Raw genomic sequence first — 24,034 nt, 5'->3', positions numbered from 1 at the left:
CTTCACGCGTTCGGAATTCGGCGCATTGGGTCCAGGACGCGGCCTATGTCACACTGGCGTCTTTCCCTATGTGCGTTGCGAGCGCGCCATGTCCATCGCCTTTCTCCATCCGAAGAAGAACGCGCTGGTCTACCTGGTCAAGATCCTCACCGGTTCGCTGATCGTCTGGTTCGGTCTGCGCGCCGCCGGCTTTCCGGAGCCGTACTGGGCGATGATCTCGCTCATCATCGTTACCGAGCCCGACCCGATGCAGGCGCGCAGCAACTTCAAGGCGCGCTCGATCAACACGATCACCGGCGCGGTCGTGGCATGTGTGGTCTTGCTGATGATCGGGCCGGGGCTGGCGCCGATGCTGCTGGGCATCACGATCGCCACGCTCGCGGCCATGCTGGTGCAGAACTATCCGTCGAACTGGCGGCTCGGGCCGGCAACGGTCGTGATCCTGATGTCCGCGGCCTTGAGCGGTCAGGAGCAAGGGCTGCACGAAGAACTGAGCCTCGCCATGCTGCGCGTGATTGAGGTGCTGGTCGGCTCCACAGTCGCCCTGGTCCAGTCGCTGATCTATGGGCGATACGTGAAACCGTGGCTCATGCCGTCCGACTGAGGCGGCGTGACGACTGCGCCATTCCGGGCGTGTCTCGCGGCCCGGAAGCCTCGGAAGGTTTCGAAAGGCCCGGACGGCTCGGGCGCGCGGCTGCGGGCCGTCGCGCCTGTCAGCGCGACGTCTGCCGGTTGGCCAGATAGTGGAGGGGCAGCGCGTTGCTGCGCTTGAAAGCGCTCAGCACGATGTTCGAGCGAACGTTCTCGACGCCCGGCACCTGCATCAGCCGCTTCATGACGAACGCCGACAACGCGTTCAGATCCGGGACGACGATTCGCAGCAGGTAGTCCGCCTCGCCGACCACGGCGTGACACTCGAGCACCTCGGGCAGCAGATCGATCTCCGCCTGGAAGCGCTCGATGACCTGGTCGCCGTGATGCTGCAGACGCAGTGTCGTGAACGCCGTCACGGCCAGGCCCAGCGCCTCGGGCCGCAGCACCACGCGATATCCCTCGATGACCCCCGCCGCTTCGAGCCGCTGCAAGCGCCGGCCGATCTGTGACGCAGAGAGCGCCACGTGCTCGGCCAACTGGTGATGCGTGGCCCGTCCTTCCTTCTGCAATGCGTCCAGAAGGGCCAAATCGAAGCTATCCAGATCAAGCATGACGATTCTCCGCAATAAATCGCTTTTTTATGCGAACTTTATGCAAACCACTTTCACCACAGGCGCATTATGCGCCCATTTCGCACGCCCTGCGCACTACACTTTCAATCATTGCAACCGCTTGATTGAGTCGTCCGCATCATGTCCCTCACCGCCATGCTCCAGGAGCAGTTCGACGCCGGTCTCACGACCCGGCCCGACTTCACGATCGACCAGCCCGTCGAACAATACGGCGCGGTCGATCACGCGGTGTGGCAACAACTCTACGAACGTCAGACGGCAATGCTTCCCGGACGCGTGTGCGAGGCGTTCATGGACGGTATTCACGCTCTCGACATGGACGCCCGTCGCGTGCCGGAGTTCGCCCGTCTCAACGAAAAACTGATGCGCGCCACCGGCTGGCAGGTCGTCGCGGTGCCCGGCCTCGTGCCGGACGAGGTCTTCTTCGACCATCTCGCCCATCGTCGCTTTCCGGCCACATGGTGGATGCGACGCCCCGATCAGCTCGACTACCTGCAGGAACCCGACTGCTTTCACGACGTATTCGGTCACGTACCGCTGCTTGCCAACCCGGTGTTCGCCGAGTTCATGCAGGCCTATGGCGAGGCCGGCAAGCTCGCGCAGTCGCTGGGCGCACTGCCGCTGCTCGCACGCCTGTACTGGTACACCGTCGAATTCGGTCTGATGCGCGACGGCGACGGTCTGCGCATCTACGGCGCCGGCATCGTCTCGAGCCGCGGCGAAACCGAGTTCTCCCTCACCTCGCGCGAACCGAACCGCATCGGCTTTTCGCTCGAGCGCGTGCTGCGCACGCAATACCGCATCGACACGTTTCAGCAAACGTACTTCGTGATCGATGATTTCGCCCAACTGTTCGAGGCGATGCGCGCCGATCTGCCCACGCTCTTCAAGACCTTTGCCGAGACGTCACCTTTCGCGGCAAACGCTCGCGAGCCGCAAGACACGCCAATCCTGCTGCCCGCGTGAGCGCGGCGCGCGAGCGGGTCGGCCCTCGTCACCGCTTGTCTTTGCCAGCGCCCCATCCAGGCGCTTCGACACACGCACCGCCTGCCTGTGAAACAATAGACCGCATGAAATGGCGACCCCGCCGCTTCATGGGCGCCGCGTGCGGCTCGGCCGAGTACCCTCCCGTGTCCGGCGCGCGGCCATCACTGGCGTCGTGCCGACGCCGGTGCGTTCGAATTGGCCCGATTCAAACCGAACGTTTTGAAAGGAATGCTATGACAACACGACTCTCATCCGAGGCTCGCGCCGGCCTGGCCGAAGTGCTGCCCGAGTGGCATCAGGTGGTCGGCCGCGACGCCATCCAGCGCAGCTTCACGTTCCACGACTTCAACGAAGCCTTCGGCTTCATGGCGCAAGTGGCGCTCAAGGCCGAGAAGATGAATCACCATCCCGAGTGGTTCAACGTCTACAACCGCGTGGACATCACGCTCTCGACGCACGACGCCGACGGCCTGACCCAGCGCGACGTCGACCTCGCGCTCGCCATCGACCAGTTTGCCGGCGACCGCAGCTCGAGCTGAACGCGGCCGTCTTCGCATTGCCCCAACCACGCGTTTCGGGGCGTTTCTCTCAGCATCGGACGGTATCGCGGCCAGGACGCACCCCACAGGCCCGATCCGCACCGATGCCGCTCAACCGGTCTTCGTCACCCTCGCCCGGCTCGCGCGTGCCGGTCTGCGATCACTTTTCGGACGCTGCCTTTTTTCGCGTTCGCCGGCGAATCAGCGCTTGGGCGCCAGCAACGTGCCGCGGCAATCCTTGCTGCCGCAGTGGCACGCATATTCTCGTTTGAGTTTCTTGGTGTAACGCGCGTCGATCACCAGACCGTAATCGTAAAAAAGCTCTTCGCCCGGCTCGATGTCGCGCAGCGCATAGATATACACGCGATCGCCCTCTTCGCGGGCTTCGCAATTCGGCGAACACGCGTGGTTGATCCAGCGCGCGTTGTTGCCGTTGACCTTGCCGTCGATGCAGCGGCCGTCTTCCAGACTGAAGTAGAAAGTATGCGTCGGGTGTTCCGGATCGTGCGGATGGCGGCGCAGCGCTTCGCGCCACGAAATGATCTCGCCCTTGTATTCGATCACGCGGTCTCCCTTCTTGAGGCGCTTGAGCGCGTACACACCTTTACCGTGGACGCCCGACTTCCTGACTTCGATTCTGCGCTTGGCTGCCATGTCTATGCGACGAGGTTTCGTGAATGCAAAAAAGCGCAGTGTACAGGCACGAGGCCATCATGTGCGTGACAACGCAAAACGAAAAAAAACGTCACCCGGTATCGGATGACGTTTTCCCCTGACGCACGCTCGACGCGAGACGATCGTCCACAATCGTCCGAGTCGATCGATTCGGACGAATGCCGTCTTTCGTTCAGGCCTTGCTGTAGATCTTCCAGATCTTGCGCTGCGTGGCGATGTCGGCTTCCTCGTGCGCGTTACAGTCGATCGGCAGTCGGGAATCGTCATACGTCGCGTTGAAGTAATCGCAGTAGTACGGGCCCTTGCCGCGCGCGTTCACCTCGAAGTGAGTGCATGTCAGGCACATACGCTGCGGCGGCATGTCGCCACGCTCCTGCATCGTGAAGACGAGTTTGAGCAGCGTGCGGTAGAACTGCGAGCGCTCCTTCTCGTTGAGCGTCTCCGAGGCCGTCATCAGGAAGTTCGGCCATTGCGACGCTTTCCTGGCGGCGGTCTTGCCCCGGGCGGTCAAGCGCAGCGCCAACGCGCGACCATCGTTGACGTCGCGGCGTTTTTCAACCAGATCCTTGCTTTCGAGTGTGCTCACGGCCTCGCTCACCGTGGCCGACGTGAGCGCCGCATCCTCCGCGATTTCGCCCAGTCGCATCGGCACGCCGCGCGCTAGCAATAGGGTGAGTATCTCACCCTGCGTCGGCGTCAATCCAGCCATTGCCGCGCCTTCCCAGGCGTGGCTCCGTAACGCTGTTCCCATGCGCAACAAACCTGCCGTCACGCGCTTGGAGAGCGCTTCATCAAGTGGGGTCGGAGTAGCCATGATTTTCTTTAGGATTTCTAAAAACTATACGTCGATAAAACAGCTTGTCAAATACGAACTCCCAGGCGGTGCATCACACGTCATGACCCACATTTGTCCTGCGTTCCGGCGCCCCGCCCGGGGGAAACCCTAAAGCACTTCCGTGTCGATACGCGACGGCAAGTCGCTGTTGAACCTGCCTTCCCACCACGATTCCATTGTGTGTTCCGAGTTTAATTTTGGCGTATCAGTTCTTGTACTGATCTCCCAAATCCTACTCACGATGTTTACAAAATATTGGTGTCCTGCGCACTCGCCATGCGAAGCGGCGCGTCATTGAAAACGTTTCGCATCCCATGCGAATTTCATCGCTCGCTGAATAGTGGTCACAGGCGCCGTTCTCTTGCATCCCTCAACAAATTCGCCGTCGCGCGCGAAGCCGCGCCGCGCATGGCTTGCAGACCTTAACGATCCCTTTGCGCGATGCAAGGTTCCCCACCGGGGCCACAAAAAATCTCTCGATTTTCGAGAGATCCGCATGTCCGGATGCCGGGGTCGTGACTGCGCCATTCATCTGGCCGTTTCGGACAGAACGCAAATGATTTGAAACACAACGGCGGATCGTTAGTGGCCGGGGGTCGGCCGAAGGCCGGTTTCGCCGGAAAAGTCGGGAAGTGAAGTCGTGAGTGTGTACGTTGGCATGGCCGTTCGAACACACGAAACGAAGAATTGGACGATGCCGGCGATTTCGCTCGTTGCAGCCAGCAAAACCAGAATCAGTCACTTTTCGCACCGCGTCCGGCAGGTCTCTAAACAAAGTGGCGAGATTGTAGCCGCGAACCAGGCGAGCGACGCGAGAACGTCAAAATTATCCACAAAACCGCATATTTCAGGGCCTTCTGCACAAAATTTAAGCGCCTGTGGATAACTTTCTGGATAACTTGTCGGACTAGATGTGCATGGCATCGGGATAACTTCAGAAGGTTTCCACAGGGGCCCAAAACTGTTCCGACTTGTTCTCGGGATACCCGCTGTTTTTCCATCCAGTTCTTATTTCGCCAAGATCCTGTTTACACACGGTTAACTGTGGTTATCCACAGGAGTGGTCCGCCTTTGTTAACTACTACTATGTATACATACAGTAAACCTATTAAAACCTTAAAACCTCGCTACGAGCCGAGCAAAAACGTGTGAACCCGCTTCGCCGCAACGGTGGAAAACGCGGCGCCCGCGGCGCGGAATTCCCCTCTCACAGGCGCTTTTGTCCTGTTCGCGCCGTTCCCCCTGTCTGCCCTGTCCGCCTTGTTCGTTTTGTTCATGCTGTCTGGCCCGATCGTCCCCAACGGGACACATTGCGCAACGCGCACGCCCGGGTGCCGCAAAACCGGCTGCTACCGCCTGCCGTAAATCGCGACGGCAATAAAAAACCCCGCCAAGGCGGGGTTTGGTAACACCGATCCCAAATGACGCGCATCGCGAGACATCCTGTTCGCGCGACGCCCGTGTTCCAGGCCGGTTCAGGTCATGCCGCCCAGCGCAGACACTGCTGGCGAACCATTTCATTGAGTGACTTGGCGTCGGCCTGGACTTCGCGCAGCCATACGGCGTCGTTCTTGCCTGAAGCGACCAACTGACGGATCTCCTCGCAGGCGCCTTCGGCCTCCAGGGCCGCCGCATGCGGCTTGATGACCTCGAGCGTTTGCGCGACGTGCTGGCCCAGCGTGGTGCGCTCGCCTGTCTGCGGGTTCACATAAGCGCCTTCCAGACCGAAGCGGCAGGCCTCGAAGCGATTGAAGGTATAGACGAGGTAATCGTCCTCGCTGAGCACGAACGGGCGCTCCTCGAGCAGATAACGGGCCAGAGACTGGATATAACAGGCGATGGCGGCCGCGCGGTCGACGGACAGGGGGGTATCCATCACCCGCACCTCGATCGTCCCAAAACCCGGTTTTGGCCGAATGTCCCAGTAGAAGTCCTTCATGCTCTCGACAACGCCGGTTTTCACCATCTTGTCGAAATACGTCTCGAAGTCTTCCCACTTGAGCACGAACGGTGCGCGGCCCGAGAGCGGGAATGCGAACACCGAATTCAATCGCGCGGAATGAAAGCCTGTGTCGACCCCCTGCACGTAAGGCGAGGACGCCGACAGCGCAATGAAGTGCGGAATATAGCGCGACATCGCATGCAGCAGATAGAGCGCGCTGTCCGGGTCGGGACAGCCGATGTGCACGTGCTGGCCGAACACGGTGAACTGCTTGGCGAGATAGCCGTAGAGTTCGGAAAGGAAATGAAAGCGCGGCGAGTCGTAGATGGTGCGCTCGCTCCATCGCTGGAAGGCGTGCGTGCCGCCGCCGCACAGCCCGATGTTGAGCTGCTCGGCCGCCGCGACGAGCACGTCGCGAATTCGCCGCAGTTGTGCGACGGCGTCGCTGTGGTGGTGGCAGATGTCCGTGGAGAGCTCGATCATGCTCTCGGTCATCTCGGGCTTGATGTCGCCCGGGTGCGTCTCCTTGGCCACGAGACGCATCACGTCGGCGGCAGCCTTGGTCAGATCGTAGTCGTGACGATTGACGATCTGCATCTCGAGCTCCACCCCGAACGTACACGGCTTCGAGGGAATGAATTCTTCTAATGACATGGCTTAATCCTTCCGTTCACCGACAAGGGCCAATGCCCAATAGACCACCAGCGGCGCGACCAGTTGCAGCAACGCGATGGCGCACATCACCACGGCTTTGAGCGTTGGATCGAACTGGGGGTAAATGTCGTAGGTATCGGCAACGAGTACGAACGCGAGACTGGCCATCGGGCACAGCGACAGCCCAAGCGCGACGGCCTGCCTGTAGCTGATACCGGCCTGATGCGCCACGGCCACCGTGCCGACCACCTTTGCGGCCAGACGCACCACGATGATCGCGGCCGCGGCGAGACCGCCGAGCACGAGGTACTCCCACTGGAAGGCCAGCGACGTCAGCACGAACAGCACCACGGCAAGCAGCCAGCCGGCCGTGCCGAAGTACGCGGGCCAGAGCTGCGGGCGCTCCTCCAGGTTCCGGAAAATGATCCCGGCGAGCAGCAGCGTGAGCGAGTTCGGCAGCTTGAGCATGTGCACGAGCGCCACCATCAGCATGATCAGACCGATGAGCATCACGAACGCGTGATGGTCCTGGCTGCCGAAGCTGCGGAACACGAGGTTGCACGCCTTGGCCAGGACGAACGCCAGCACGATCGAGCCGATGAGCAGGTACAGCGGATGGAACATCACGACCCACACGCTCGAGTGATACGCCTGGTGCATCCAGCCGTAGACGAGCTTCACGGCGACCACGGCGTACACGCTGTTGAGCGCGGCCAGCGCCAGCAATCGCTCGGTCACCTGGCCTTCGGCGCGCAGCTCGTTCTTGAGCTGGATGACGACTGCCGGTGACGTGGCCATGCTGATCGACGCAATGAGTACGGCCGTGAGCGGCGTTATGCCAAATACGCGCAGCACGGCATAGACCGCGACAAAGGTGAGCAGCGCCTCGAGTGCACTCGTGACGATGATCCAGGGGTTGGCCCGCATCCATTTCAGGTTGAGGCGGCTGCCCAGTTCGAAGAGCAGCAGGCCCAGCGCCAGGTCGATCAGCAGCCGGATGGCAGCGCTCGTTTGCGCGTCCAGCATCGAGGAAAGACCCAGGGTGCCGCCAACCAGCCCGACCACGGCGTAACCGGTGATGCGCGGCAGGCGCAGTCTCCGGAAACAGATTTCTCCTGCGAGGCCGGCAAATACCAATGCCAGCCCGGCAAAGAAAACGGGGTCGGGCGCCGGCGGCCAGCCCGGGAAGAGGGACAGTTCCGACGTCATAATGCTCGCTTTGCGCCGCTTGACGGCGCATCAAGTGGTGAAAAGGAAAAGAAAGTCGCGCGCGGGGTTGCGGATGAACGACAAATGCGCGACGAACCCGAAGGGTTGGGTTTATTTTGCCACACTCGGTTTCCGAGGCCCGTGAAGGCCGGCCATCGCCTGGCTGACGGCAAGCCGGCGGCCCTCCTGCGGACCCCTGAGCCCCTGAGCCGCCGAACCACCGAACCGGCCCCGCGCGGCCAATCGCCGCTTGGAACCACGGTTTCGGAGCTCGCGCCAGCCCGGTGCTGGAGAACGGAGACGGTGTGCCGGGGCAAGCGCGCAGCGCGTCGGCCCCGCACGGGGTGGGTCTTTCACCCCTACGGGGTCAGATTCGATTTATTGATGGTGAATCGATAGGGGGATCGACAAGTGGATCGATAATTCGGAGCACGGCGGTATGTCTGGACGGCATCTCGTTGTTGAGTCAGCACATTGACCGCAAGCAGCGGCCGCTCAGGGATCCGGTCCGGGACCCGCGTGAACTTGCCCATGAACTCGCCCATGAACCCGCCCACGGACCCGCCTAGGGGCTCCCTTTGGCGAGATGGCATCGCGGCGCGGCGACCTGTGCGCCACCGCTTCGGCGCTCAGCGCTTGCGCAGCGCCTGCATGAGGTAGCGCGCCGGATCGATGGCGTCGGCGAGCTCGCTTCCCACCGGCCACGGCTCGCCTTCGATCTGACTCGCAACGAGTTCCGCGCACAGCGACGCGAAGACCAGCCCGCGCGAGCCGAAGGCGAAGCTGGCATACAGACCGTCCAGACGCGGCAAATCGCGCAGGTGTGCGCCGGCCAGGCGCCGCTGCTGCGGCTCGATGGCGGCCACGTCCGGCAATTGCCCGGCCATCGGCAGGCGATCGGGGACGAGCGCCCGAAATGCCGTGCGTCCGCCAAGCTCGGCGGCGGCGCGCTCGCCGCCGAGCCCGGTCTCGCCGAATGTCTTTGCATGGGCGGGCAGCAATGCGGCGAGGCGCCGCAGGTTGGCCTGGTGATCGGCCACGCGCACGTCTTCGGCCGGGTCGTCGAAGCCATACGTCGCGCCCGTGACCGGCCCCGCCCCGGCCAGCGGCGACGGTGCGACGTAGCCATCGCCGCAGACCGGCACGCGCAGGCCGGGCAAGGTGTCCGGCGGCAGGAACGTCAATTGCCCGCGTACTTTCCGGACGGGCACGAATTCGGGCGCAAGGTAAGGTGCGAGCAGGCGCTGCGAGACGTCGGCCGCCGTGACGATGGCAACGTCGGCTTCGGCCAGCACCTGCCCGTTGCCGTCGACGGCCGCCCAGCGCCCGCCGCACTGCACCAGCCGGTCCACTGTCACGCCGTAGCGCGCATCGAGCGCGGGCCCGGCCGCAACCAGTTCCGCGCGGCAGAGCATGGCCGGGGCGAGCCAGCCGCCTTCCGGGAACCAGACGCCGCCATGGGCGAGCGTCTCGCCTGCGAGCGCGCTGGCCTGCGCTGCGTCGACCCACCTCGCATAAGCCGGCGGATATGCATGGGCGGCCATCAACTGCGCCATCGCGTGCGCCTCGGCGTCATTGCCGGCGACTTGCAGCAGGCCGTCCGCGCGCCCGGGCAACCCGCCCGGCAGCGCGCGCCATTGCGAGAGCGCGTAGAGAAAACCCGCGCGAGTGAGCCGCGACAGCACGTTATCGTCGGCAGAGAGTTGGGGATGGAAGACGCCCGCGGGATTGCCCGACGCCGCCGAGCCCGGCGCTTGCGCCCGCTCGAAGAGCCGCACGCGCCAGCCGCGCGCCACGAGCCGGCGGGCCATCGCGGCGCCAGCCATTCCGGCCCCGACGACGATCGCTTCGCGATCGCGCCAACGCGGCGCGGCGGGCGGATCGTAGCGCCGCATGCGGTATGGCGGCGCGTAGGCGCCGGCGAGCATGTCGCGCTTGCGGCCATAGCCGGGCCTGCGTTCCATCCGGAAGCCCGCTGCGACGAGATCGCGCCGTACCTGTCCGGCCGCCGTGTAAGTGGCGAGCGTGGCGCCGTCGCGCGCCATGCGCCCGAGCGTCTTGAAGACGTCAGCCGACCACATGTCGGGGTTTTTCGATGGCGCGAAGCCATCGAGAAAGAAAGCATCGGCGCCGACCCGCAACGACGGCATCAGAGCGAAGAAATCTCCAAAGCCGACGCTCAACACCACGCCGGGCGCCAACTCGAGCCGGTGCCAGCCGGCTACTGGCGCCGGCCAGGCGTCGCACAGGCGCTGGACGAGCGGCGCGAGTTCGGTCATGCCCGGCAGCACGAGCATCGGTTCGAGCATGCGCCGCAAGTCCTGCGGCCGGAACGGAAACTTCTCGACCGACACGAAGTGCAGTCGCGCGGGCCGCTGCGGGTCGTCGCGCCAGGCGGCCCACGTGGCAAGGAAATTCAGCCCGAGGCCAAAGCCCGTCTCGACGATCACGAATTGTGCTCGATCGCGCCAGCGCGCCGGCAGCCCGTTGCCGCCGAGAAAGACGTGGCGCGCCTGACCGAGCGCGCCGTCGGTGCTGTGATAGACGTCGTCGAACGCCGCCGAGTAAGGCGTGCCGTCAGCGGCCGTCGCCGGCTCTGCCGGCGTGATGGGGCCCGCACCCGCCCGCCGGCTCATTCGCCACCCCGCTCTTCGGTCACGATCTCGATGAGCCCGGGCAGCGACACCACGCCGAGCCATTTCCCCTGCGCGTCGACGACCGGCACCCAGTCCGCGCGCATCTTGCCGAGCGCGCGCAGCGCCGCGACGAGCGTCGTCTCGCCGTCCAACGGCTTGCACGGGGTGATCACCTCCGTCCATTGCGCCGGCTCACCCGTGGCTTGACGCCGCCACCAGCTCGCGGCGTCCAGCGTGCCGACGAGCCCGCCGTCCCCGGCACGCACCACGAGGTTGCGGTAACCGGTGGCGATGAACCGTTGCGCGATAGCTTCCGGGGTGGCGGCAGCGCTCAGGACCGCGTCGTTGTCTTCGGCCAGCGAGGACAGGCGCATCGTGCCGGCTTCGCCGGTCATCGACAGCCAGCGCCCGGCCACCTGGTTGCGGCGCAGCGACTTCGCGTACACCGAATCTTCGCGCAGCGCGTGCGCCGTGAGATAAGCGGTCACGCAGGCGAGCATGAGCGGCAGCACCACCTGGTAGCTCAGCGTCATCTCGAAGATCATCAGGATCGACATGAGCGGCGCGTAGGTCGTGGCCGCGAGAAACGCGCCCATGCCGACCACGGCGTAGCTGCTCGCCACCGACGCCGTGGCCGGCGCCAGCGCGTTCATCGCCAGACCGTAGAGACTGCCGAGGGCCGCCCCGACGAAAAGTGTCGGCGTGAACACGCCGCCCACCGCGCCGGAGCCGGCCGACGAGGCCGTGGCCAGCACCTTGAAGACCAGCACCATGGCAAGCGCCTGCCACGCCCAGTGCGTATGCAGAATCGAGTTCACCACGCTGTAGCCGTTGCCCCACACGTGGGGCACCTGCACCGACAACGCGCCAACGATCAGCCCGCCGAGCGCCAGACGCACAAAGAGCGGCACGGGCAGCGCGCCGAAGCGTTGCTTGGCGGTGTCGAGCAAACGCAGGAACATCGGTGCGAGCACGCCCGCGAGAATGCCCAGGCCGACGTAGAAGAAGACTTCCCAGCCGGAGACGAAGTCGAAGCGCGGCATTTGATAGACCGCGTCGTAGCCGAGGAACTGGCGAATGACGATGTTCGCGATGACCGACGCGACGACCAGCGGTCCGAGCGTGGTCGTCGAAATCGAGCCGTAGACAATCTCGGAGATGAACAGCGCGCCGGCGATCGGAGCGTTGTAGGCGGAGGTGATGCCGGCCGTCGCACCGCAGGCCACGAGCAGGCGCAGACGCTCCGGGGGAAACGCGAGCATGCGCCCGACGAGCGACGCGAACATCGCCGCGAGCTGCACCATCGGCCCTTCCCGGCCGATCGACGCCCCCGAGGCGACGGAACAGAGCGACGACATGCTCTTGACGAGCGTCTGGCGAAGACTCAGCACGCCGGTGCCGATGGCGATGGCTTCCATATAGTCGTCCGCGCCCTTCTTTGGCACCCACAGCGTGGCGTATTGAAGAATCAGCCCCGCGACGAGGCCGCCCGCGGTGGGCAGCAGCAGGCGCTGCCACCAGTTCAGATCCTGCGCCAGCTCGACCATGCCGCTGTGATGCCCCGCCAGCAGGAACTGCAAGCCGGAGAGCGCTTCCCGGAACGCCACGGTGGCCAACGCGCCCAGCAGTCCGACGATGCCGGCGAGCAGCAGCGTGATCTGCAGGGTGTTCGGTGCGAATTGACGCCGCACCCACACAACGACAGGCGATTTGGCCCAGGCGGACACTGCTGGCACGGATAAGAGACGGTCGTGATCGAAATTGGGTCTCATGGTATCGACCGACGACTCAATTTGAAAGCGCGGGCCTCATCCGGCGCGAGATCGGCCGGCGGGTGCCGTGAAAACTGAGTGCTGCTCAGGTAATGAGAGCTCAGCCGGCCCGTGCCCCGGGCGGATCGGACGTTTCCGCCCGGACATGCCGGCCCGGACATTCCGGTTCACCACGATGAGGCGCCGCGACTGGCGCCCGAAAAGTGAATATCGCTCACATAAACGCGTTTTTTAGGCCGCATCGGAGGCCCCTGGGACCCCTAGGGACCCCTAGGGACTCCGCGGGGCTACCTCCGGGGGCCGACGCCGAGCGTCGATGCGGTGGGCTGCAGCCGAGCGCTCAAAACGGTCTCCGTGCCGCCCCGGTCTGCCCGCGATTTCGGCATCGGAACCGCGGCGCCCGAGTTCTTGCGAGGCCGCGCGCAACGCACCGGGCCCATGGTCGCAACGCCGAAGCCTCGGTCCGTCACCGCCATCATTGCCGTCATCGCCGTCACCCGACTGCCTGCCGGTTACCCGCCGACGAGGCCATGATCCGGCCGCGCTGACACCGCCTTTCAACTGGCCACATTGCGCGCCGTGAAATAGAATGGCGCGCAATCGAATCGGCAAAAGAGAAGCGACACCCGCATGGCAGTGAGCAACAAAACCGCACCGAAAACACCCGTGCGTCTGGAAGATCAGTTGGGTTTCGCGTTGTATTCGGCAGCGCTTGCCATGACCAAGGCGCACAAGCCGATGCTCGACCGGCTGGGCCTCACCTACTCGCAATATCTCGCGATGGTCGTGCTCTGGGAGCAGGACGGCATCGCAGTCAATCAACTGGGCGCACGCCTCGGGCTCGACTCCGGCACGCTTACCCCGCTGCTGAAAAGACTGGAATCCATGGGACTTTTGACGCGTCGTCGTGGTGAGGCGGACGAGCGTCAGGTCTTCATCGACCTCACGCCGCGCGGCGTGAGCCTGCGTCGCGAGGCGCGTTACGTGCCGGCGCAGGTCCAGGCCGCCACGGGCCAGTCCGACGCCGCGCAGAAGACGCTTCGCAACCTGCTGCTGCAACTTCGCGAAGCGCTCAATGACGCCTGAGCGATGTCTGGGGGGAACGTCCGAGAGGACAAACGCGCGTCCGGCATTTCGGCCGGACGTGCGTCATTCAGTGGCACGCAATCGATTGCCGCCCGGTCAGTGTCAGTGCGCCGGGACGAGCATCTCGACGCCGTCGATCTTCTCGACGGTATAACCGGCGTCGCGCCACGCATCGAGGCCACCCAGCAGCGGGCGCACTTCCGTGAAGCCTTGCGCGCGCAGTTGCTGCGCGAGCCGCGCGGCGGTGACTTCATTCGGGCAGGCGCAGAACACCACGATGCGACGATCGCGCGGAATATCGCGCAACTGCTCGGCCAGATTGTCGTCAGGCTCGATGGCGATGGCGCCCGGAATCGTGAACGGATCGATGGCCCGGCGCGCGGCCGAACGCACGTCGATGACGACCGGCGTCACTTCGTCCTTCATCCAGGCTTCGAGCGTCTTCACGCCGATGCGCGCCATGCGCAGCGAGCGCAGCAGCCGGTAGCGATTGAGCCACCGGTTGAGCAGGTACAGCGCGAAGACGATCACCACCAGCCAGAGCACGCCGCGACCGAGCGTATCGAACGCGTCGAGCACGGCCACGATGTGCGAGGCAAAGCCCACGCCAAGCGCCACGGCTACGCCCGACCAGAGCGCCGCCCCAATGGCGTCGTACATCAGGAACTTGCGCCATGGCACGCCGAGGGCGCCGGCCATCGGCACCGACAGCGCCGAGAGGCCGGGCACGAAGCGGGCGAACATCAGCACGCGCGCACCGTGGCGCCCCATCGCGCCCTCGGTGCGGCTCACGCAGGTGTCGGGCGAGATCGACAGGCGGCACATCAGCCGCAGGATGTGGTGCCCGTAGCGGCGTCCGGCGAGGAACCAGAGCGCGTCGCCGAGCAACGCCGCGAATACCGCCAGGGCGACGATGAGCGCCGCCGGGAAGAGCGACGTGGACGCCGTGACGATCAGGGTGGGATAGGCCGGCAACGGCAGGCCCAGCGCCTGTCCGAAGATATTCAGAAAGACGAGCCAAAGTCCGTAGCGGGCGATCAGATCGAACAACATGCCGGGTACCTGTGGTGTTGGGGCGCGGGCGCGAATTCGCGCAATACCGCATGGTATCGCCGCGTCGTGACGGCCAGAAGCCGGAAAGGCGAAAAGTAATGTTGCTTTTCTGGAACGATGGCGCGGTCAGTGGCCGAGCGCCGCTCTCGCGGCACGCTTCGGGCGAGTCATCCAGACGAGCACCGCCAGCGCCAGAAAAACGTAGCCCGACAGATGGAAGATGTCGTTGGTCGCCAGCATGAAAGCGTGCCGGGTGACGAGGTCGTTGAGCATGCCGACGTCCGCGCCGGGGGGCAGCCCCAGGCCCTGGCGCAATTGGTCGAGATAGCTCGTGGTGGCCTCGGAGTACGGCGTGATGTGCTCGGCAAGGCGCGCGTGGTGATAGATCGCGCGATCTTCCCACATCGTCGTGCTCACCGCGGTGCCGATTGCACCCGAGAGCGTGCGGAAGAAGTTCGACAGGCCGGAGGCCGCCGCAAGCCGTTCGTCGGAGATGCTCGAGAGGGTGATCGTCGTCATCGGCACGAAGAAGCACGCGATACCGATGCCCTGCACGAGCCGCGGCTCGATCACCTTCGCGAACGACATGTTCAGCGCGAAGCCTGAATTCCAGAACGACACGCCGGCAAACACGAAGAACGCGAACGAGGCCACCGCGCGTAGATTGAGCCGCTCCATGTTCTGTCCGATGATCGGCGAGAGCACCAGTGCGAGCAGGCCCACCGGCGCGGTCGCCAGCCCGGCCTTGCCGGCGGTGTAGTCCATTACCGTCTGCAGCCATAGCGGAAAGATCACCACCGACGCGAAGAACGTCATGAAGCCGAACGAGATCACGACCACCCCGAGTGCGAAATTGCGATCACTGAACAGCGTGAGATCCACGATGGGCGTCTCGGACGTGAGTTCCCACAGCACCAGGAACGACAGGCACACAGCCGCCGTGATCGCGAGCGTGACGATCAGGCTGTTGTTGAACCAGTCGCGGTCCTTGCCGAGGTCGAGCATCATCTGCAGCGAGCCCACCCCGATGGCGAGCAGCGTCAGCCCGACGAGGTCGATCGGCAGCTTGCGCGTCTTCGTCTCATGCCCGCGCAGCAGCACGAAGCACGACGCCGCCGAGAAGACTCCCACCGGCACGTTGATGTAGAAAATCCATGGCCAGGTGTAGTTGTCCGTGATCCATCCGCCCACAACGGGGCCGAAGATCGGCGCGACGATCACGGTCATGGCCCACAGGCCCAGCGCGAGCCCGCGTTTTTTCTCCGGGAAGCTGCGCAGCAGGATGGTCTGCGAGAGCGGCACCATCGGGCCGGAGACCAGCCCCTGCAGCAGACGGCAGACGACCAGCGCTTCCATGTTCGGCGCGAGGCCGCACAGCATGGACGCCAGCGTAAACGCCGCCACCGACGACACGAACAGCCGGGCTTCGCCCACGCGTCGCGCGAGCCAACCGGTGAGCGGCACGGCAACGGCCGCCGCCACGGCGTAGGAACTGATGACCCAGGTGCCCTGACTGTTCGATACGCCCACGCTGCCGGCAATGGTCGGCACGGCAACGTTGGCGATCGAGGTGTCGAGCACCTCCATGAACGTGCCCAGGGCGAGACCGATGGTGAGAATTGCCAGTCGCGCGCCGCTCAGCGGTGCGCCTTGCGGCGCGGCGGCGGAGTTTGCGGTGGCGGCGTCGGCCATGTGAGGTATCTCCCTGACGTTGCGCCCGACCCGACGGATCGCGGCGGTCCCCGGATCCCACGATGTTGCCGCAGAAATCGCGGCGATGTGCGACGCAGGTTTGGAAACGTCGCTCTAAACCGCGACGTTCCACCCCATTTCATCGCGCAAAACCATCGCGGCTGCGCGGATCGCGCGTGCGCCATGGGTTTGCGCCGGGCAGGCTTCGTGCCGTGACGGCGGCATGCGGCAAATCGCGTTTCTCTGGCGAACGGCAGACGCTTTTGCCCCTTGACGCCGGCGGAGCGGCGGGATGAAATCGCCGCTGACGCCCGACGCGTGCGATGCCGCGTCCGCTCTGCCCGGGGCGTAGTCGTGCAGGCTCGAACAAAGGTCTTTCGCCCGCGCCTTCGGCACCCGGCGAAAAGCGAAACCACAGGATAAGCCCATGCAGCCAGGTAGCGTCATTCCCCTTCAATACAGTGAGTTTCTGGTCCTGCTGTCGTTCGTGATATCGGCGCTCGGCGCCTATGTCGCGCTGGTGGCGGCCTCGCGCATTCGCGACGACGACGGGCGCATCAGCAAGGGCTATCTCGGGGTGTCGGCACTCGCACTCGGCGGTATCGGCATCTGGGGCATGCATTTCATCGGCATGGCCGCGCAACGTATGCCATTTCCCGTGGCGTATGCGCTATGGCCCACGCTCGGCAGCCTCCTGTTGGCCGTGGTGATCTCGGGCGCGGCGCTCTGGTACGTGGCGCGCTCGCCCTATCGCAATGCGGCGCGCTGCATCGTGGGGGGCGTCGTGGGCGGGCTCGGCGTGGCCGGCATGCACTATCTCGGCATGAGCGCGGTGCGCACGCAGGCGTACTTCCAGTGGGATACGACCATCATTGCGCTGTCGGTGCTCATCGCGATCGTGGCCGCCAGCGTGGCGTTGTGGCTGGCGTTCCATCTGGAGACGAGCCTGCAGACGCGCGCCCAGATCGGCATGCGGCTGCAAGGCGACACGCTGCCGTATGGCGTTTTCATCATTGCCTGCGTGGTATTGCTCGCCATGGCGGTTCTGCTCTATCGCACCTCGCGCAGGCGGCGCGAGCGCATGGCGGCCCGCCTCGACGCGCTCATGCGCCAACGTGCGAGGCACACCTGATCGCGGCACGGCTCGCGCGTGCCGAATCGTGGGCTCCTGCGCCTGGGCTCTGACCTCGCGGGAATGCAAAAACGCCGGACCATCGAAAGATCGTCCGGCGTTTCGTTGTGGTGAAAAACGGGGCGCCAAGGCGCCGTGGCATGGGGTTGCGCGAATGTTCAGTGAAGGATGGGACTGCCTCCGACAGGCATGACGTCACCCGTCTCGATCAGGTCGGCAATGAAGAACGGTTCAGTGTTGAGTTCACGGGATGCACCGGGTTGGCCGGCGTACCAGCGCACCATCGCCATGTCGCCCAGCACACGCGTCACGATGCCGATGGCGCCGCGCGGCACTGCGATGTGATTGGATTTGACGATCGATCCGACTTGCACTTGAAACTCCCTGCGAATGACGAAGAACCGATGCGCGCCCCGGCGGGGGCGCTCATCGTCATCCGACTATACCGTATTGCGCTGCGGGGATCGTCGATTTCTGGGCGGCAGCGGTGAAAAAGCCTTCGGGGGGCGCGCCGCGATACTCCGCCAGCACGCGATAGTGCGGCCCGCGCGGGGTGCGCACCGAATGCACGAGCACGTAGCCGTCGCAGTGCCAGGTCACGGGCCGCGGATAGGGGTCTTCGGGCGCGCATCGCGCATGGCGCAGCAGCGTGACGTGCGGACGGAACGATTGCGTCACCACGCGCGCGCCGGTCGCACGCCACTGCGAGAGCAGGGCGTCGCGCGTGGCAACGAGACTTTCCGGCACGCCGGCCGCGCCCGCCCACACGATCTTGCGATCCGACCAATAGCCGAGATGATCGAACGTGAGCGAGAACGGCGCGAGCGGGGTGCGTTGCATCAACCTGAGCAGCACCGGCAGACGAGTGGGGTCGACCTCGTCGAGAAAGGCGAGCGTCAGGTGCAGGGTCTGGGCGCGCAGCACACGGCCGCCGCATTCCGCATGGGCCGATACGGCCCATTCGTGAAGCTGCGCGCGCACGCCCTGCCCCGGCCACAGGGCAAGGAAGAGTCGCATGAGAACACCAGGGAGTGGAGCCTGCTGGTGATTCTCATAGTAGACGTGCCATACGGCGAATGCCAGCCGCGCCGATGGTGGGCGATTGCCGCGACCGCACGGAAGGGGGAAGCGACCGGGGGGCACGGCAGCGACGCGCAGGGCGGGCTGCGGGCCGAGCGTGGCGGCTGTGACGGCCGTCGGCCCCGACCCGCTCCGGTGGATGGGAGCGTCGCGCGGAGGTTGCGCGGCCCTGCTCGTCAGTTGGTGGAGACGCCGGTGTTGATGCCACGACGTGCGCGCCGCGGGGTTTCGGCCGGTTTTTCTTCGGCCTTGGGCTTGGCCGGATTCATGATGCTGTTCCAGTTGTTCTGGATTGCCGTGTCGGTGGTATCGCGGGAGACGGCGCGCGAGATGTCCGCGCTCGGGTTGAAGGCGGGGGCGTTGCCGCCGGCGCTCGGCGCGGTGGCGCCCGCCGTCGGCGCCGGCGTGTTCTGTGCGTGGGCGCGTGGTGTCAGCATGAGCGCGGCTGCGGCCGCGGCGGGCAGCATCAGCCAGTGCAAACGGCGCAGCGATGAAGCGCGGGAAGTGGCGGAAGTGCTGGAAGTGCTGAAACGGTGGGAAGTGCCGGTGGCGTAAGAAGTGGGAGCGAAACCGGAGGGACGGACGGTCGAATCGTGGGCCATGGAGTGTCTCGGGCGAGGCGACGCGCATTCGCCGGCGTGGGCCCTTCCGTGTGTGGACGGGGCGACGCCGGCGTCGCGTCTCGTTGGGATTTTCAGTAGCCAGGCGGCGGCTTCCAGCCCGGGGGCGGAGGCGGCGGCGGTGCATAACGCTGCACCGGCTGCACCGGCTGCATGGGTTGTGAAGACACCATGTCTGCGCGCACAGGCACGCGGTTGCCGTATGCGTACATGCATTGGATGTAGGCCTGATCATAGCGGCTTTGCGTCATGTATGCAGACGACTGCGCGTTGCTCATTCCCACGGCGCTGCCGGTGAGCAGACCCGCACCGGCGCCGATGGCGGCGCCCGAGCCGCCCCCGAAGGCCGCGCCGGCTGCCGCCCCGATTGCGGTACCGAGCACGGCGCTGCCCAGCGCACTGTTGTTGGCCGCCGTGGCGGTATCCTGACCGTTGTTCTGGCCCGAGGCGAACTGGCGGCAATTGAAGTCATCCTGGCGGAACTGGTCGAACGATTTGCCCGTGCCCGGCAATGCCATGATGCTGGGCCCGGCGGGCACGACGGCGCAGCCGGCCAGCGCGGCGGTGGCAATCGCAATGGCAATGGCGAGGGCAAGGGGCGCGGGTGCAAAGCGGCGCGCGCGGGTGACGCGGTGCAGCGAGCGGCGCTCGACGGGCCGCGGTGATGCGAGGGTCATGGGCGTCTCCCGCCTAGTTGATCGGCTGCGCGGGAACTTCGCGCCAGCCGGCCGGACACGTTTTCACGTAGGGATAGTAGGCCTTGGCCTTCTCGCAGTAGTACCAGGTGTCGCCGTTGGCGCCGGGCTGGTCGGCTTGCGCGCCCGGTTGTGGTTGCTCGATGTACTGCTGCGGCTGGCTCGGGACCACGACGAGCGGCGGCGCGTAGTAAGGCGCCGGCGCGTAATAGGGATAGGCGGGGTAGTAGCCGGGCCCGACCCACACGCGCACCCCGCCGCCATGCCAGGCAAAGGCGCTGCCGCTGGCCATCGCGGCGGCTACGGCCGCGAAGCCGAAAACAACAGGAAGACGTTTCACGACACAGACCTCGAAAAACGGGTCCCGGGGCGCGCCGCAAACGGGATGAATGTGACAAGACGCCGCCCGGGATCCGACGTCTCCGAGTCTAGGCCCGCGCTTGCCGGGGAGCAATTACGGCGGCCGTGAGAAGTGTTTCAAAGCATTACGTTTGCGGGGTGGCGCTTGCAGGCTGTTGAAGGCGCTTCAAGGCGCTTCAAGGGGCTTCAAGGCGGGGGGTTACTTCCCAATACAGAACCGGCTGAAAATCACGCCGAGCAGGTCGTCCGACGTGAACTCGCCGGTGATGGTGCTCAGTTGCTCCTGCGCGAGCCGCAGTTCTTCGGCGAAGAGATCGAGCGCGCTGGCGTTCTGCCGCGCATGGGCGTGCGCCAGCTCGATATGCTCGCGCGCGGCGCGCAAGGCCGAGAGATGACGCTCGCGCGCGAGAAACACGCCCTCGTTGCCCGCCTGCCATCCCGCGATCTTCAACAGCTCCGCGCGCAACAGATCGATCCCCTGCCCGCCCTTGGCCGAGAGCCGCACGCCGAGCGGCGCGGCGCCTTCCTTGGGCAAGACCGCTGCGGGCGCTCCCGCCAGATCGGTCTTGTTGTACACGCGCACGACAGGCACGAGCGTCGGCAATTGCGCGGCGATGACCTCGTCTTCCGGTGTCAGCCCGGTGCGCGCGTCCAGAAGATGCAGCACGGCGTCGGCCTTCGCGATCTCGCTCCAACTGCGCGCGATGCCGATGCGCTCGACTTCGTCTTCCGTCTCGCGCAGCCCGGCCGTGTCGATGATGTGCAGCGGAATGCCGTCGATCTGAATGGTCTGCTGCACCTTGTCGCGCGTGGTGCCGGCAATCGGCGTGACGATCGCCAGCTCCGCGCCGGCCAGCGCATTGAGCAGCGACGACTTGCCGACGTTGGGCTGCCCCGCGAGCACGACGTTGATTCCCTCGCGCAGCAGCGCGCCCTGGCGGGCCTGCGACAGCACCTGCGCCAACTGCGTGCGGATGCGCTCGAGTTGCCCGAAGGCATCGGCGGCTTCGAGGAAATCGATCTCTTCCTCGGGGAAATCCAGCGTCGCCTCGACCAGCATGCGCAGATGGATCACCAGATCCACCAGCGAATGGATCTCGCGCGAGAACGCGCCGTCGAGCGAGCGGCTCGCCGAGCGCGCCGCGGCCTCGGTGCTCGCTTCAATGAGATCGGCCACGGCTTCGGCCTGCGCCAGATCGAGCTTGTCGTTCAGAAAGGCGCGGTGTGTGAATTCGCCCGGCTCGGCCAGACGCACGCCGAGCTCGGCGCCTTCGTCGATGCAACGCTGCAGCAGCAGTTGCAGCACGATCGGACCACCGTGTCCCTGCAGCTCCAGCACGTCCTCACCGGTGTAGGAGTTCGGACCGGGAAAGTACAGCGCGATGCCGCGATCGAGCGCCTCGCCGGCGGCATCGAGAAACGGCAGATACGACGCATGACGCGGCTTGAGCGGCTGACCGACGAGCCGCGCGATGACGCGTTGCACCGCTTCGCCGCGATGCTTGCCGAAAGACACGCGCACGACGCCGATCCCGCCGCGTCCGGGTGCGGTGGCGATGGCGGCGATCGGGGCGGACGGGGCGGACGGGGCTGTGGCGCTCATGAAACGGCTCGTCGGGGATTCGTCGAAAAACAGGCGTTCATTTTGACACGCACCAAACAAAACCGCCCGCGAGAGACCCGCGGGCGGCGCTTTGCTGCATTCAGGCAGACGGTGACGGGATCGTCACGCCGCCTTCTTTTCCTTCTTGGTGCCGAGCATGCGGTTGATCGACCATTGCTGGGCAATCGACAGCGTGTTGTTGACCACGTAGTACAGCACCAGGCCCGACGGCAGGAAGAGGAACATGACCGAGAAAATCAGCGGCATGAACATCATCATCTTCGCTTGCATCGGATCCGGCGGCGTCGGGTTCAGCTTGGTCTGGATGAACATCGACACGGCCATCAGCACCGGCAGGATGTAGTACGGATCCTGCGTCGAGAGGTCGTGAATCCAGCCCAGCCACGGCGCACCGCGCATTTCCACCGACGAGAGCAACACCCAGTACAGCGCAATGAACACCGGAATCTGGATCAGGATCGGAATACAGCCGCCGAACGGATTGACCTTCTCGGTCTTGTACAGCTCCATGAGGGCCGCGTTCATCTTCTGCGGGTCGCTCTTGTAGCGCTCGCGCAGCGCCTGCATGCGCGGCGTGATTTCCTTCATGCGCGCCATCGACTTGTAGCTCGCGGCCGACAGCGGGAAGAACACCAGCTTGATGATGACCGTCACGGCGATGATCGCCCAGCCCCAGTTGCCGATAAGGGCGTGCAGCTTCGAGAGCAGCCAGAACAGCGGCTTGGCGAGGATCGTGAAGTAACCGTAATCCTTCGTGAGCTCCAGACCCGGCGCAATCTGCTCGAGCATGTGCTCTTCCTGCGGACCGGCGAACAGGCGGGCGTCCACCGTCTCGGTGCCGCCGGCCGGAATGCTCGCGAGCGGCTCCTTCACCCCCACGCGATACAGGCCGTTGTCGAGCTTGCCGATGTAGTTCTCGCGCGCGGCGCCTTCCTTCGGAATCCACGCAGTGGCGAAGTAGTGCTGCACCATGCCGATCCAGCCGTCGTTCGACTGCTTGATGTACTTGGCCTTGTCCTTGTCGATATCGCTGAACGTGATCTTCTGGAATTTCTCGTCGCTGCTGTAGACCGTCGGGCCCGTGAACGTATGCGAGAACTTCGCGCCGCTGATCTCGCGGCCGTCGCGCACCAGCTCCATGTACAGCGTGGGCTTGATGGGTGCGTCGGTCTTGTTGACGATCGTGTTCGCCACGTCGATCACGTAGCTGCCGCGATGGAACGTGTAGGCGCGCACGAGCTGCAGGCCGCCCTTGACCGGCGACTCGAACTTCACGGTCAGCGTGTCGCCCGTCATCGTGGTCGGTCCCGGCACCAGCGTGAAGATGTCGTTGTGGTTCGGGAAGTCGCCGCCGATCAGACCGGTGCGCGCGAAGTACTGCTGGCTCGGCGTGTTGTCGAACAGCACCACGTGCTTGTCGGCTTCTTCGGCGTCGGGCCACTTCGTGAGCGCGAGGAACGACAGCGTGCCGCCCTGCGTGCTGATGTCGGCCTCGTAGACGTCGGTCGTAATGCGCACCTTCTGCGCAGTGGCGGCGGCAGGCGCATTGCCCGGCGCGTTGCCTGCGGCGGCGGTGTTGCCGGCGGCGGCTTGCGGCAGGTCGTTGGCCGGCGCCTTGTTACCGCCCGTGGCGGCCGGGGTCGAGACCTCGGGCGTCGGGAAGAACAGCGACGAATGGCCATTGGCGCGTTGCCAGTTGTCGAAAAGCATCACGACAGACAGCGCGAAAATGACCCAGAGTACGGTGCGTTTGATGTCCATGCGGTAACTCGTGGTGGACGGAACTCAGGAATGGCCCGGCGCGCGGCGCGTAACTGCCGATGCGGCCGCGGGCCTGGACGGGACGGCCTGCCCTGCTCGCGACGCGTCGCTGCCGGCGCCCTTCGGGGCGCCTTCGGCGATGGGGTCGGAAGCGTGACAGACGTGTCGAGCCGGCGGCACGGGATCGAAGCCACCGGGGTGAAACGGATGACAGCGGCATAGACGCCTGGCCGCGAGATAAGTGCCGTAACCGGCACCGTGCTCGATGATGGCCTCGCGTGCGTAGTCGGAGCAGCTCGGATGAAAGCGGCAACGGTTCCCCAGCCAGGGACTGATCACCAGCTTGTAACCGCGCAGGAGCAACAACAGCACGCTTCGCATCTCGATTCCGCCTGTCAGTCCGGCCGAGGTGGCCGGGTGGGCGGCGCATGCCCGGGGTCGGGCGCTACCGTGTGA

At 65.1% G+C, this 24,034-nt stretch carries 22 protein-coding genes; 5 read left to right on the top strand and 17 right to left on the bottom strand.

The features are described from left to right. Positions 1-88: 88 nt before the first annotated feature. Complete coding sequence (locus PNO31109_RS10080) at positions 89-604, top strand: FUSC family protein (RefSeq protein ID WP_150555471.1); 516 nt, start codon at positions 89-91, stop codon at positions 602-604. 109 nt (positions 605-713) lie between these two features. Here PNO31109_RS10080 and PNO31109_RS10075 read toward each other — a convergent pair whose 3' ends face one another. Further along, a complete protein-coding gene (locus PNO31109_RS10075; protein WP_039406882.1) occupies positions 714-1,205 on the bottom strand; it encodes an Lrp/AsnC family transcriptional regulator in 492 nt (163 codons plus the stop codon). A 141-nt stretch (positions 1,206-1,346) separates the two neighbouring features. Between PNO31109_RS10075 and phhA the strand changes: the two genes are divergently transcribed. Together phhA and PNO31109_RS10065 are read left to right on the top strand one after the other, a co-directional pair. Beyond that, positions 1,347-2,192 (top strand): phenylalanine 4-monooxygenase, encoded by an 846-nt coding sequence (phhA, locus tag PNO31109_RS10070; RefSeq protein ID WP_150555470.1) that lies wholly within the window; start codon positions 1,347-1,349, stop codon positions 2,190-2,192. Positions 2,193-2,320: 128 nt separating this feature from the next. Next, the gene (locus PNO31109_RS10065) at positions 2,321-2,752 is read left to right on the top strand and encodes a 4a-hydroxytetrahydrobiopterin dehydratase (RefSeq protein WP_277396658.1); all 432 of its coding nucleotides are present in this window, start codon (positions 2,321-2,323) and stop codon (positions 2,750-2,752) included. Between the two features lie 201 nt (positions 2,753-2,953). On the opposite strand, the gene PNO31109_RS10060 is transcribed toward PNO31109_RS10065, so the two are convergent. From PNO31109_RS10060 to PNO31109_RS10035, 6 genes are all read right to left on the bottom strand, one after another. Further along, on the bottom strand, positions 2,954-3,406 hold the full coding sequence (locus tag PNO31109_RS10060) for an SET domain-containing protein (protein WP_150555468.1): 453 nt from the start codon (positions 3,404-3,406) through the stop codon (positions 2,954-2,956). A gap of 193 nt (positions 3,407-3,599) precedes the next feature. Continuing rightward, positions 3,600-4,241, bottom strand: coding sequence for a MarR family winged helix-turn-helix transcriptional regulator (locus tag PNO31109_RS10055; protein WP_174966352.1), 642 nt, complete (start codon positions 4,239-4,241; stop codon positions 3,600-3,602). A gap of 1,501 nt (positions 4,242-5,742) precedes the next feature. Then, complete coding sequence (locus PNO31109_RS10050; RefSeq protein WP_150555467.1) at positions 5,743-6,858, bottom strand: YbdK family carboxylate-amine ligase; 1,116 nt, start codon at positions 6,856-6,858, stop codon at positions 5,743-5,745. 3 nt (positions 6,859-6,861) lie between these two features. Continuing rightward, the gene (locus PNO31109_RS10045) at positions 6,862-8,067 is read right to left on the bottom strand and encodes a cation:proton antiporter (RefSeq protein ID WP_150555466.1); all 1,206 of its coding nucleotides are present in this window, start codon (positions 8,065-8,067) and stop codon (positions 6,862-6,864) included. Positions 8,068-8,696: 629 nt separating this feature from the next. Continuing rightward, positions 8,697-10,703, bottom strand: coding sequence for a bifunctional tRNA (5-methylaminomethyl-2-thiouridine)(34)-methyltransferase MnmC2/FAD-dependent 5-carboxymethylaminomethyl-2-thiouridine(34) oxidoreductase MnmC1 (mnmC, locus tag PNO31109_RS10040; RefSeq protein ID WP_150555465.1), 2,007 nt, complete (start codon positions 10,701-10,703; stop codon positions 8,697-8,699). Beyond that, complete coding sequence (locus PNO31109_RS10035; protein ID WP_306345234.1) at positions 10,700-12,475, bottom strand: ClcB-like voltage-gated chloride channel protein; 1,776 nt, start codon at positions 12,473-12,475, stop codon at positions 10,700-10,702. The genes mnmC and PNO31109_RS10035 overlap by 4 nt, the downstream gene beginning before the upstream one ends. 630 nt (positions 12,476-13,105) lie before the next feature. On the opposite strand from PNO31109_RS10035, the gene PNO31109_RS10030 reads away from it, so the two are divergent. Further along, positions 13,106-13,561 carry a MarR family winged helix-turn-helix transcriptional regulator gene (locus PNO31109_RS10030; RefSeq protein WP_150555464.1) on the top strand — a complete coding sequence of 152 codons (456 nt, stop codon included), beginning with the start codon at positions 13,106-13,108 and terminating at the stop codon, positions 13,559-13,561. Between the two features lie 102 nt (positions 13,562-13,663). On the opposite strand, the gene PNO31109_RS10025 is transcribed toward PNO31109_RS10030, so the two are convergent. After that, positions 13,664-14,614, bottom strand: coding sequence for a DedA family protein/thiosulfate sulfurtransferase GlpE (locus PNO31109_RS10025; RefSeq protein ID WP_150555463.1), 951 nt, complete (start codon positions 14,612-14,614; stop codon positions 13,664-13,666). A gap of 126 nt (positions 14,615-14,740) precedes the next feature. Continuing rightward, positions 14,741-16,306 (bottom strand): DHA2 family efflux MFS transporter permease subunit, encoded by a 1,566-nt coding sequence (locus PNO31109_RS10020; RefSeq protein ID WP_150555462.1) that lies wholly within the window; start codon positions 16,304-16,306, stop codon positions 14,741-14,743. Between the two features lie 427 nt (positions 16,307-16,733). Here PNO31109_RS10020 and PNO31109_RS10015 point away from each other — a divergent pair, with 427 nt between their 5' ends. After that, positions 16,734-17,438, top strand: coding sequence for an MHYT domain-containing protein (locus tag PNO31109_RS10015; RefSeq protein WP_150555461.1), 705 nt, complete (start codon positions 16,734-16,736; stop codon positions 17,436-17,438). Between the two features lie 158 nt (positions 17,439-17,596). Here the strand turns inward: PNO31109_RS10015 and PNO31109_RS10010 are convergent, their stop codons facing one another. The 8 genes from PNO31109_RS10010 to yidD form a co-directional block, all read right to left on the bottom strand. Next, positions 17,597-17,812 carry a hypothetical protein gene (locus PNO31109_RS10010; RefSeq protein WP_150555460.1) on the bottom strand — a complete coding sequence of 72 codons (216 nt, stop codon included), beginning with the start codon at positions 17,810-17,812 and terminating at the stop codon, positions 17,597-17,599. A gap of 58 nt (positions 17,813-17,870) precedes the next feature. Beyond that, on the bottom strand, positions 17,871-18,455 hold the full coding sequence (gene thpR / locus PNO31109_RS21915; RefSeq protein WP_174966351.1) for an RNA 2',3'-cyclic phosphodiesterase: 585 nt from the start codon (positions 18,453-18,455) through the stop codon (positions 17,871-17,873). Positions 18,456-18,694: 239 nt separating this feature from the next. Continuing rightward, positions 18,695-19,120 carry a hypothetical protein gene (locus PNO31109_RS21910; protein WP_174966350.1) on the bottom strand — a complete coding sequence of 142 codons (426 nt, stop codon included), beginning with the start codon at positions 19,118-19,120 and terminating at the stop codon, positions 18,695-18,697. Positions 19,121-19,212: 92 nt separating this feature from the next. Then, entirely contained in the window at positions 19,213-19,815 is a 603-nt protein-coding gene (locus PNO31109_RS10000; protein ID WP_241013777.1) for a YMGG-like glycine zipper-containing protein, read from the bottom strand. Positions 19,816-19,828: 13 nt separating this feature from the next. Further along, positions 19,829-20,173: a hypothetical protein gene (locus PNO31109_RS09995; RefSeq protein WP_150555458.1), complete on the bottom strand. Its 345-nt coding sequence runs from the start codon at positions 20,171-20,173 to the stop codon at positions 19,829-19,831. Between the two features lie 219 nt (positions 20,174-20,392). Beyond that, positions 20,393-21,796 carry a tRNA uridine-5-carboxymethylaminomethyl(34) synthesis GTPase MnmE gene (gene mnmE / locus PNO31109_RS09990; protein ID WP_150555457.1) on the bottom strand — a complete coding sequence of 468 codons (1,404 nt, stop codon included), beginning with the start codon at positions 21,794-21,796 and terminating at the stop codon, positions 20,393-20,395. Between the two features lie 123 nt (positions 21,797-21,919). Then, positions 21,920-23,578, bottom strand: a complete 1,659-nt coding sequence (yidC, locus tag PNO31109_RS09985) for a membrane protein insertase YidC (RefSeq protein WP_150555456.1) — start codon at positions 23,576-23,578, stop codon at positions 21,920-21,922. Between the two features lie 24 nt (positions 23,579-23,602). After that, the gene (gene yidD, locus PNO31109_RS09980) at positions 23,603-23,959 is read right to left on the bottom strand and encodes a membrane protein insertion efficiency factor YidD (protein ID WP_150555455.1); all 357 of its coding nucleotides are present in this window, start codon (positions 23,957-23,959) and stop codon (positions 23,603-23,605) included. Positions 23,960-24,034 lie beyond the last annotated feature (75 nt).

Origin of the sequence: Pandoraea nosoerga (assembly GCF_902459585.1) — a bacterium.
In the GTDB taxonomy this organism is placed as follows: Bacteria; Pseudomonadota; Gammaproteobacteria; order Burkholderiales; family Burkholderiaceae; genus Pandoraea; species Pandoraea nosoerga.
The sequence above is the reverse complement of the archived record's forward strand: the minus strand, read 5'-3'. Positions and strand labels throughout refer to the sequence as shown.

Bases quoted from the DNA above. Each gene is read 5' to 3' on its own strand.
- PNO31109_RS10045 (WP_150555466.1), bottom strand. From the start codon at position 8,067: ATGACGTCGGAACTGTCCCTCTTCCCGGGCTGGCCGCCGGCGCCCGAC.
- PNO31109_RS10025 (WP_150555463.1), bottom strand. From the start codon at position 14,614: ATGTTGTTCGATCTGATCGCCCGCTACGGACTTTGGCTCGTCTTTCTG.
- PNO31109_RS10075 (WP_039406882.1), bottom strand. From the start codon at position 1,205: ATGCTTGATCTGGATAGCTTCGATTTGGCCCTTCTGGACGCATTGCAG.
- mnmC (WP_150555465.1), bottom strand. From the start codon at position 10,703: ATGAGCCGGCGGGCGGGTGCGGGCCCCATCACGCCGGCAGAGCCGGCG.
- PNO31109_RS10065 (WP_277396658.1), top strand. From the start codon at position 2,321: ATGGGCGCCGCGTGCGGCTCGGCCGAGTACCCTCCCGTGTCCGGCGCG.
- phhA (WP_150555470.1), top strand. From the start codon at position 1,347: ATGTCCCTCACCGCCATGCTCCAGGAGCAGTTCGACGCCGGTCTCACG.
- yidD (WP_150555455.1), bottom strand. From the start codon at position 23,959: ATGCGAAGCGTGCTGTTGTTGCTCCTGCGCGGTTACAAGCTGGTGATC.
- PNO31109_RS10035 (WP_306345234.1), bottom strand. From the start codon at position 12,475: ATGAGACCCAATTTCGATCACGACCGTCTCTTATCCGTGCCAGCAGTG.
- thpR (WP_174966351.1), bottom strand. From the start codon at position 18,455: ATGCGACTCTTCCTTGCCCTGTGGCCGGGGCAGGGCGTGCGCGCGCAG.
- PNO31109_RS10080 (WP_150555471.1), top strand. From the start codon at position 89: ATGTCCATCGCCTTTCTCCATCCGAAGAAGAACGCGCTGGTCTACCTG.
- PNO31109_RS10015 (WP_150555461.1), top strand. From the start codon at position 16,734: ATGCAGCCAGGTAGCGTCATTCCCCTTCAATACAGTGAGTTTCTGGTC.
- PNO31109_RS10000 (WP_241013777.1), bottom strand. From the start codon at position 19,815: ATGACCCTCGCATCACCGCGGCCCGTCGAGCGCCGCTCGCTGCACCGC.
- mnmE (WP_150555457.1), bottom strand. From the start codon at position 21,796: ATGAGCGCCACAGCCCCGTCCGCCCCGTCCGCCCCGATCGCCGCCATC.
- PNO31109_RS10050 (WP_150555467.1), bottom strand. From the start codon at position 6,858: ATGTCATTAGAAGAATTCATTCCCTCGAAGCCGTGTACGTTCGGGGTG.
- PNO31109_RS10030 (WP_150555464.1), top strand. From the start codon at position 13,106: ATGGCAGTGAGCAACAAAACCGCACCGAAAACACCCGTGCGTCTGGAA.
- PNO31109_RS10020 (WP_150555462.1), bottom strand. From the start codon at position 16,306: ATGGCCGACGCCGCCACCGCAAACTCCGCCGCCGCGCCGCAAGGCGCA.
- yidC (WP_150555456.1), bottom strand. From the start codon at position 23,578: ATGGACATCAAACGCACCGTACTCTGGGTCATTTTCGCGCTGTCTGTC.
- PNO31109_RS10060 (WP_150555468.1), bottom strand. From the start codon at position 3,406: ATGGCAGCCAAGCGCAGAATCGAAGTCAGGAAGTCGGGCGTCCACGGT.
- PNO31109_RS10055 (WP_174966352.1), bottom strand. From the start codon at position 4,241: ATGGCTACTCCGACCCCACTTGATGAAGCGCTCTCCAAGCGCGTGACG.
- PNO31109_RS21910 (WP_174966350.1), bottom strand. From the start codon at position 19,120: ATGGCCCACGATTCGACCGTCCGTCCCTCCGGTTTCGCTCCCACTTCT.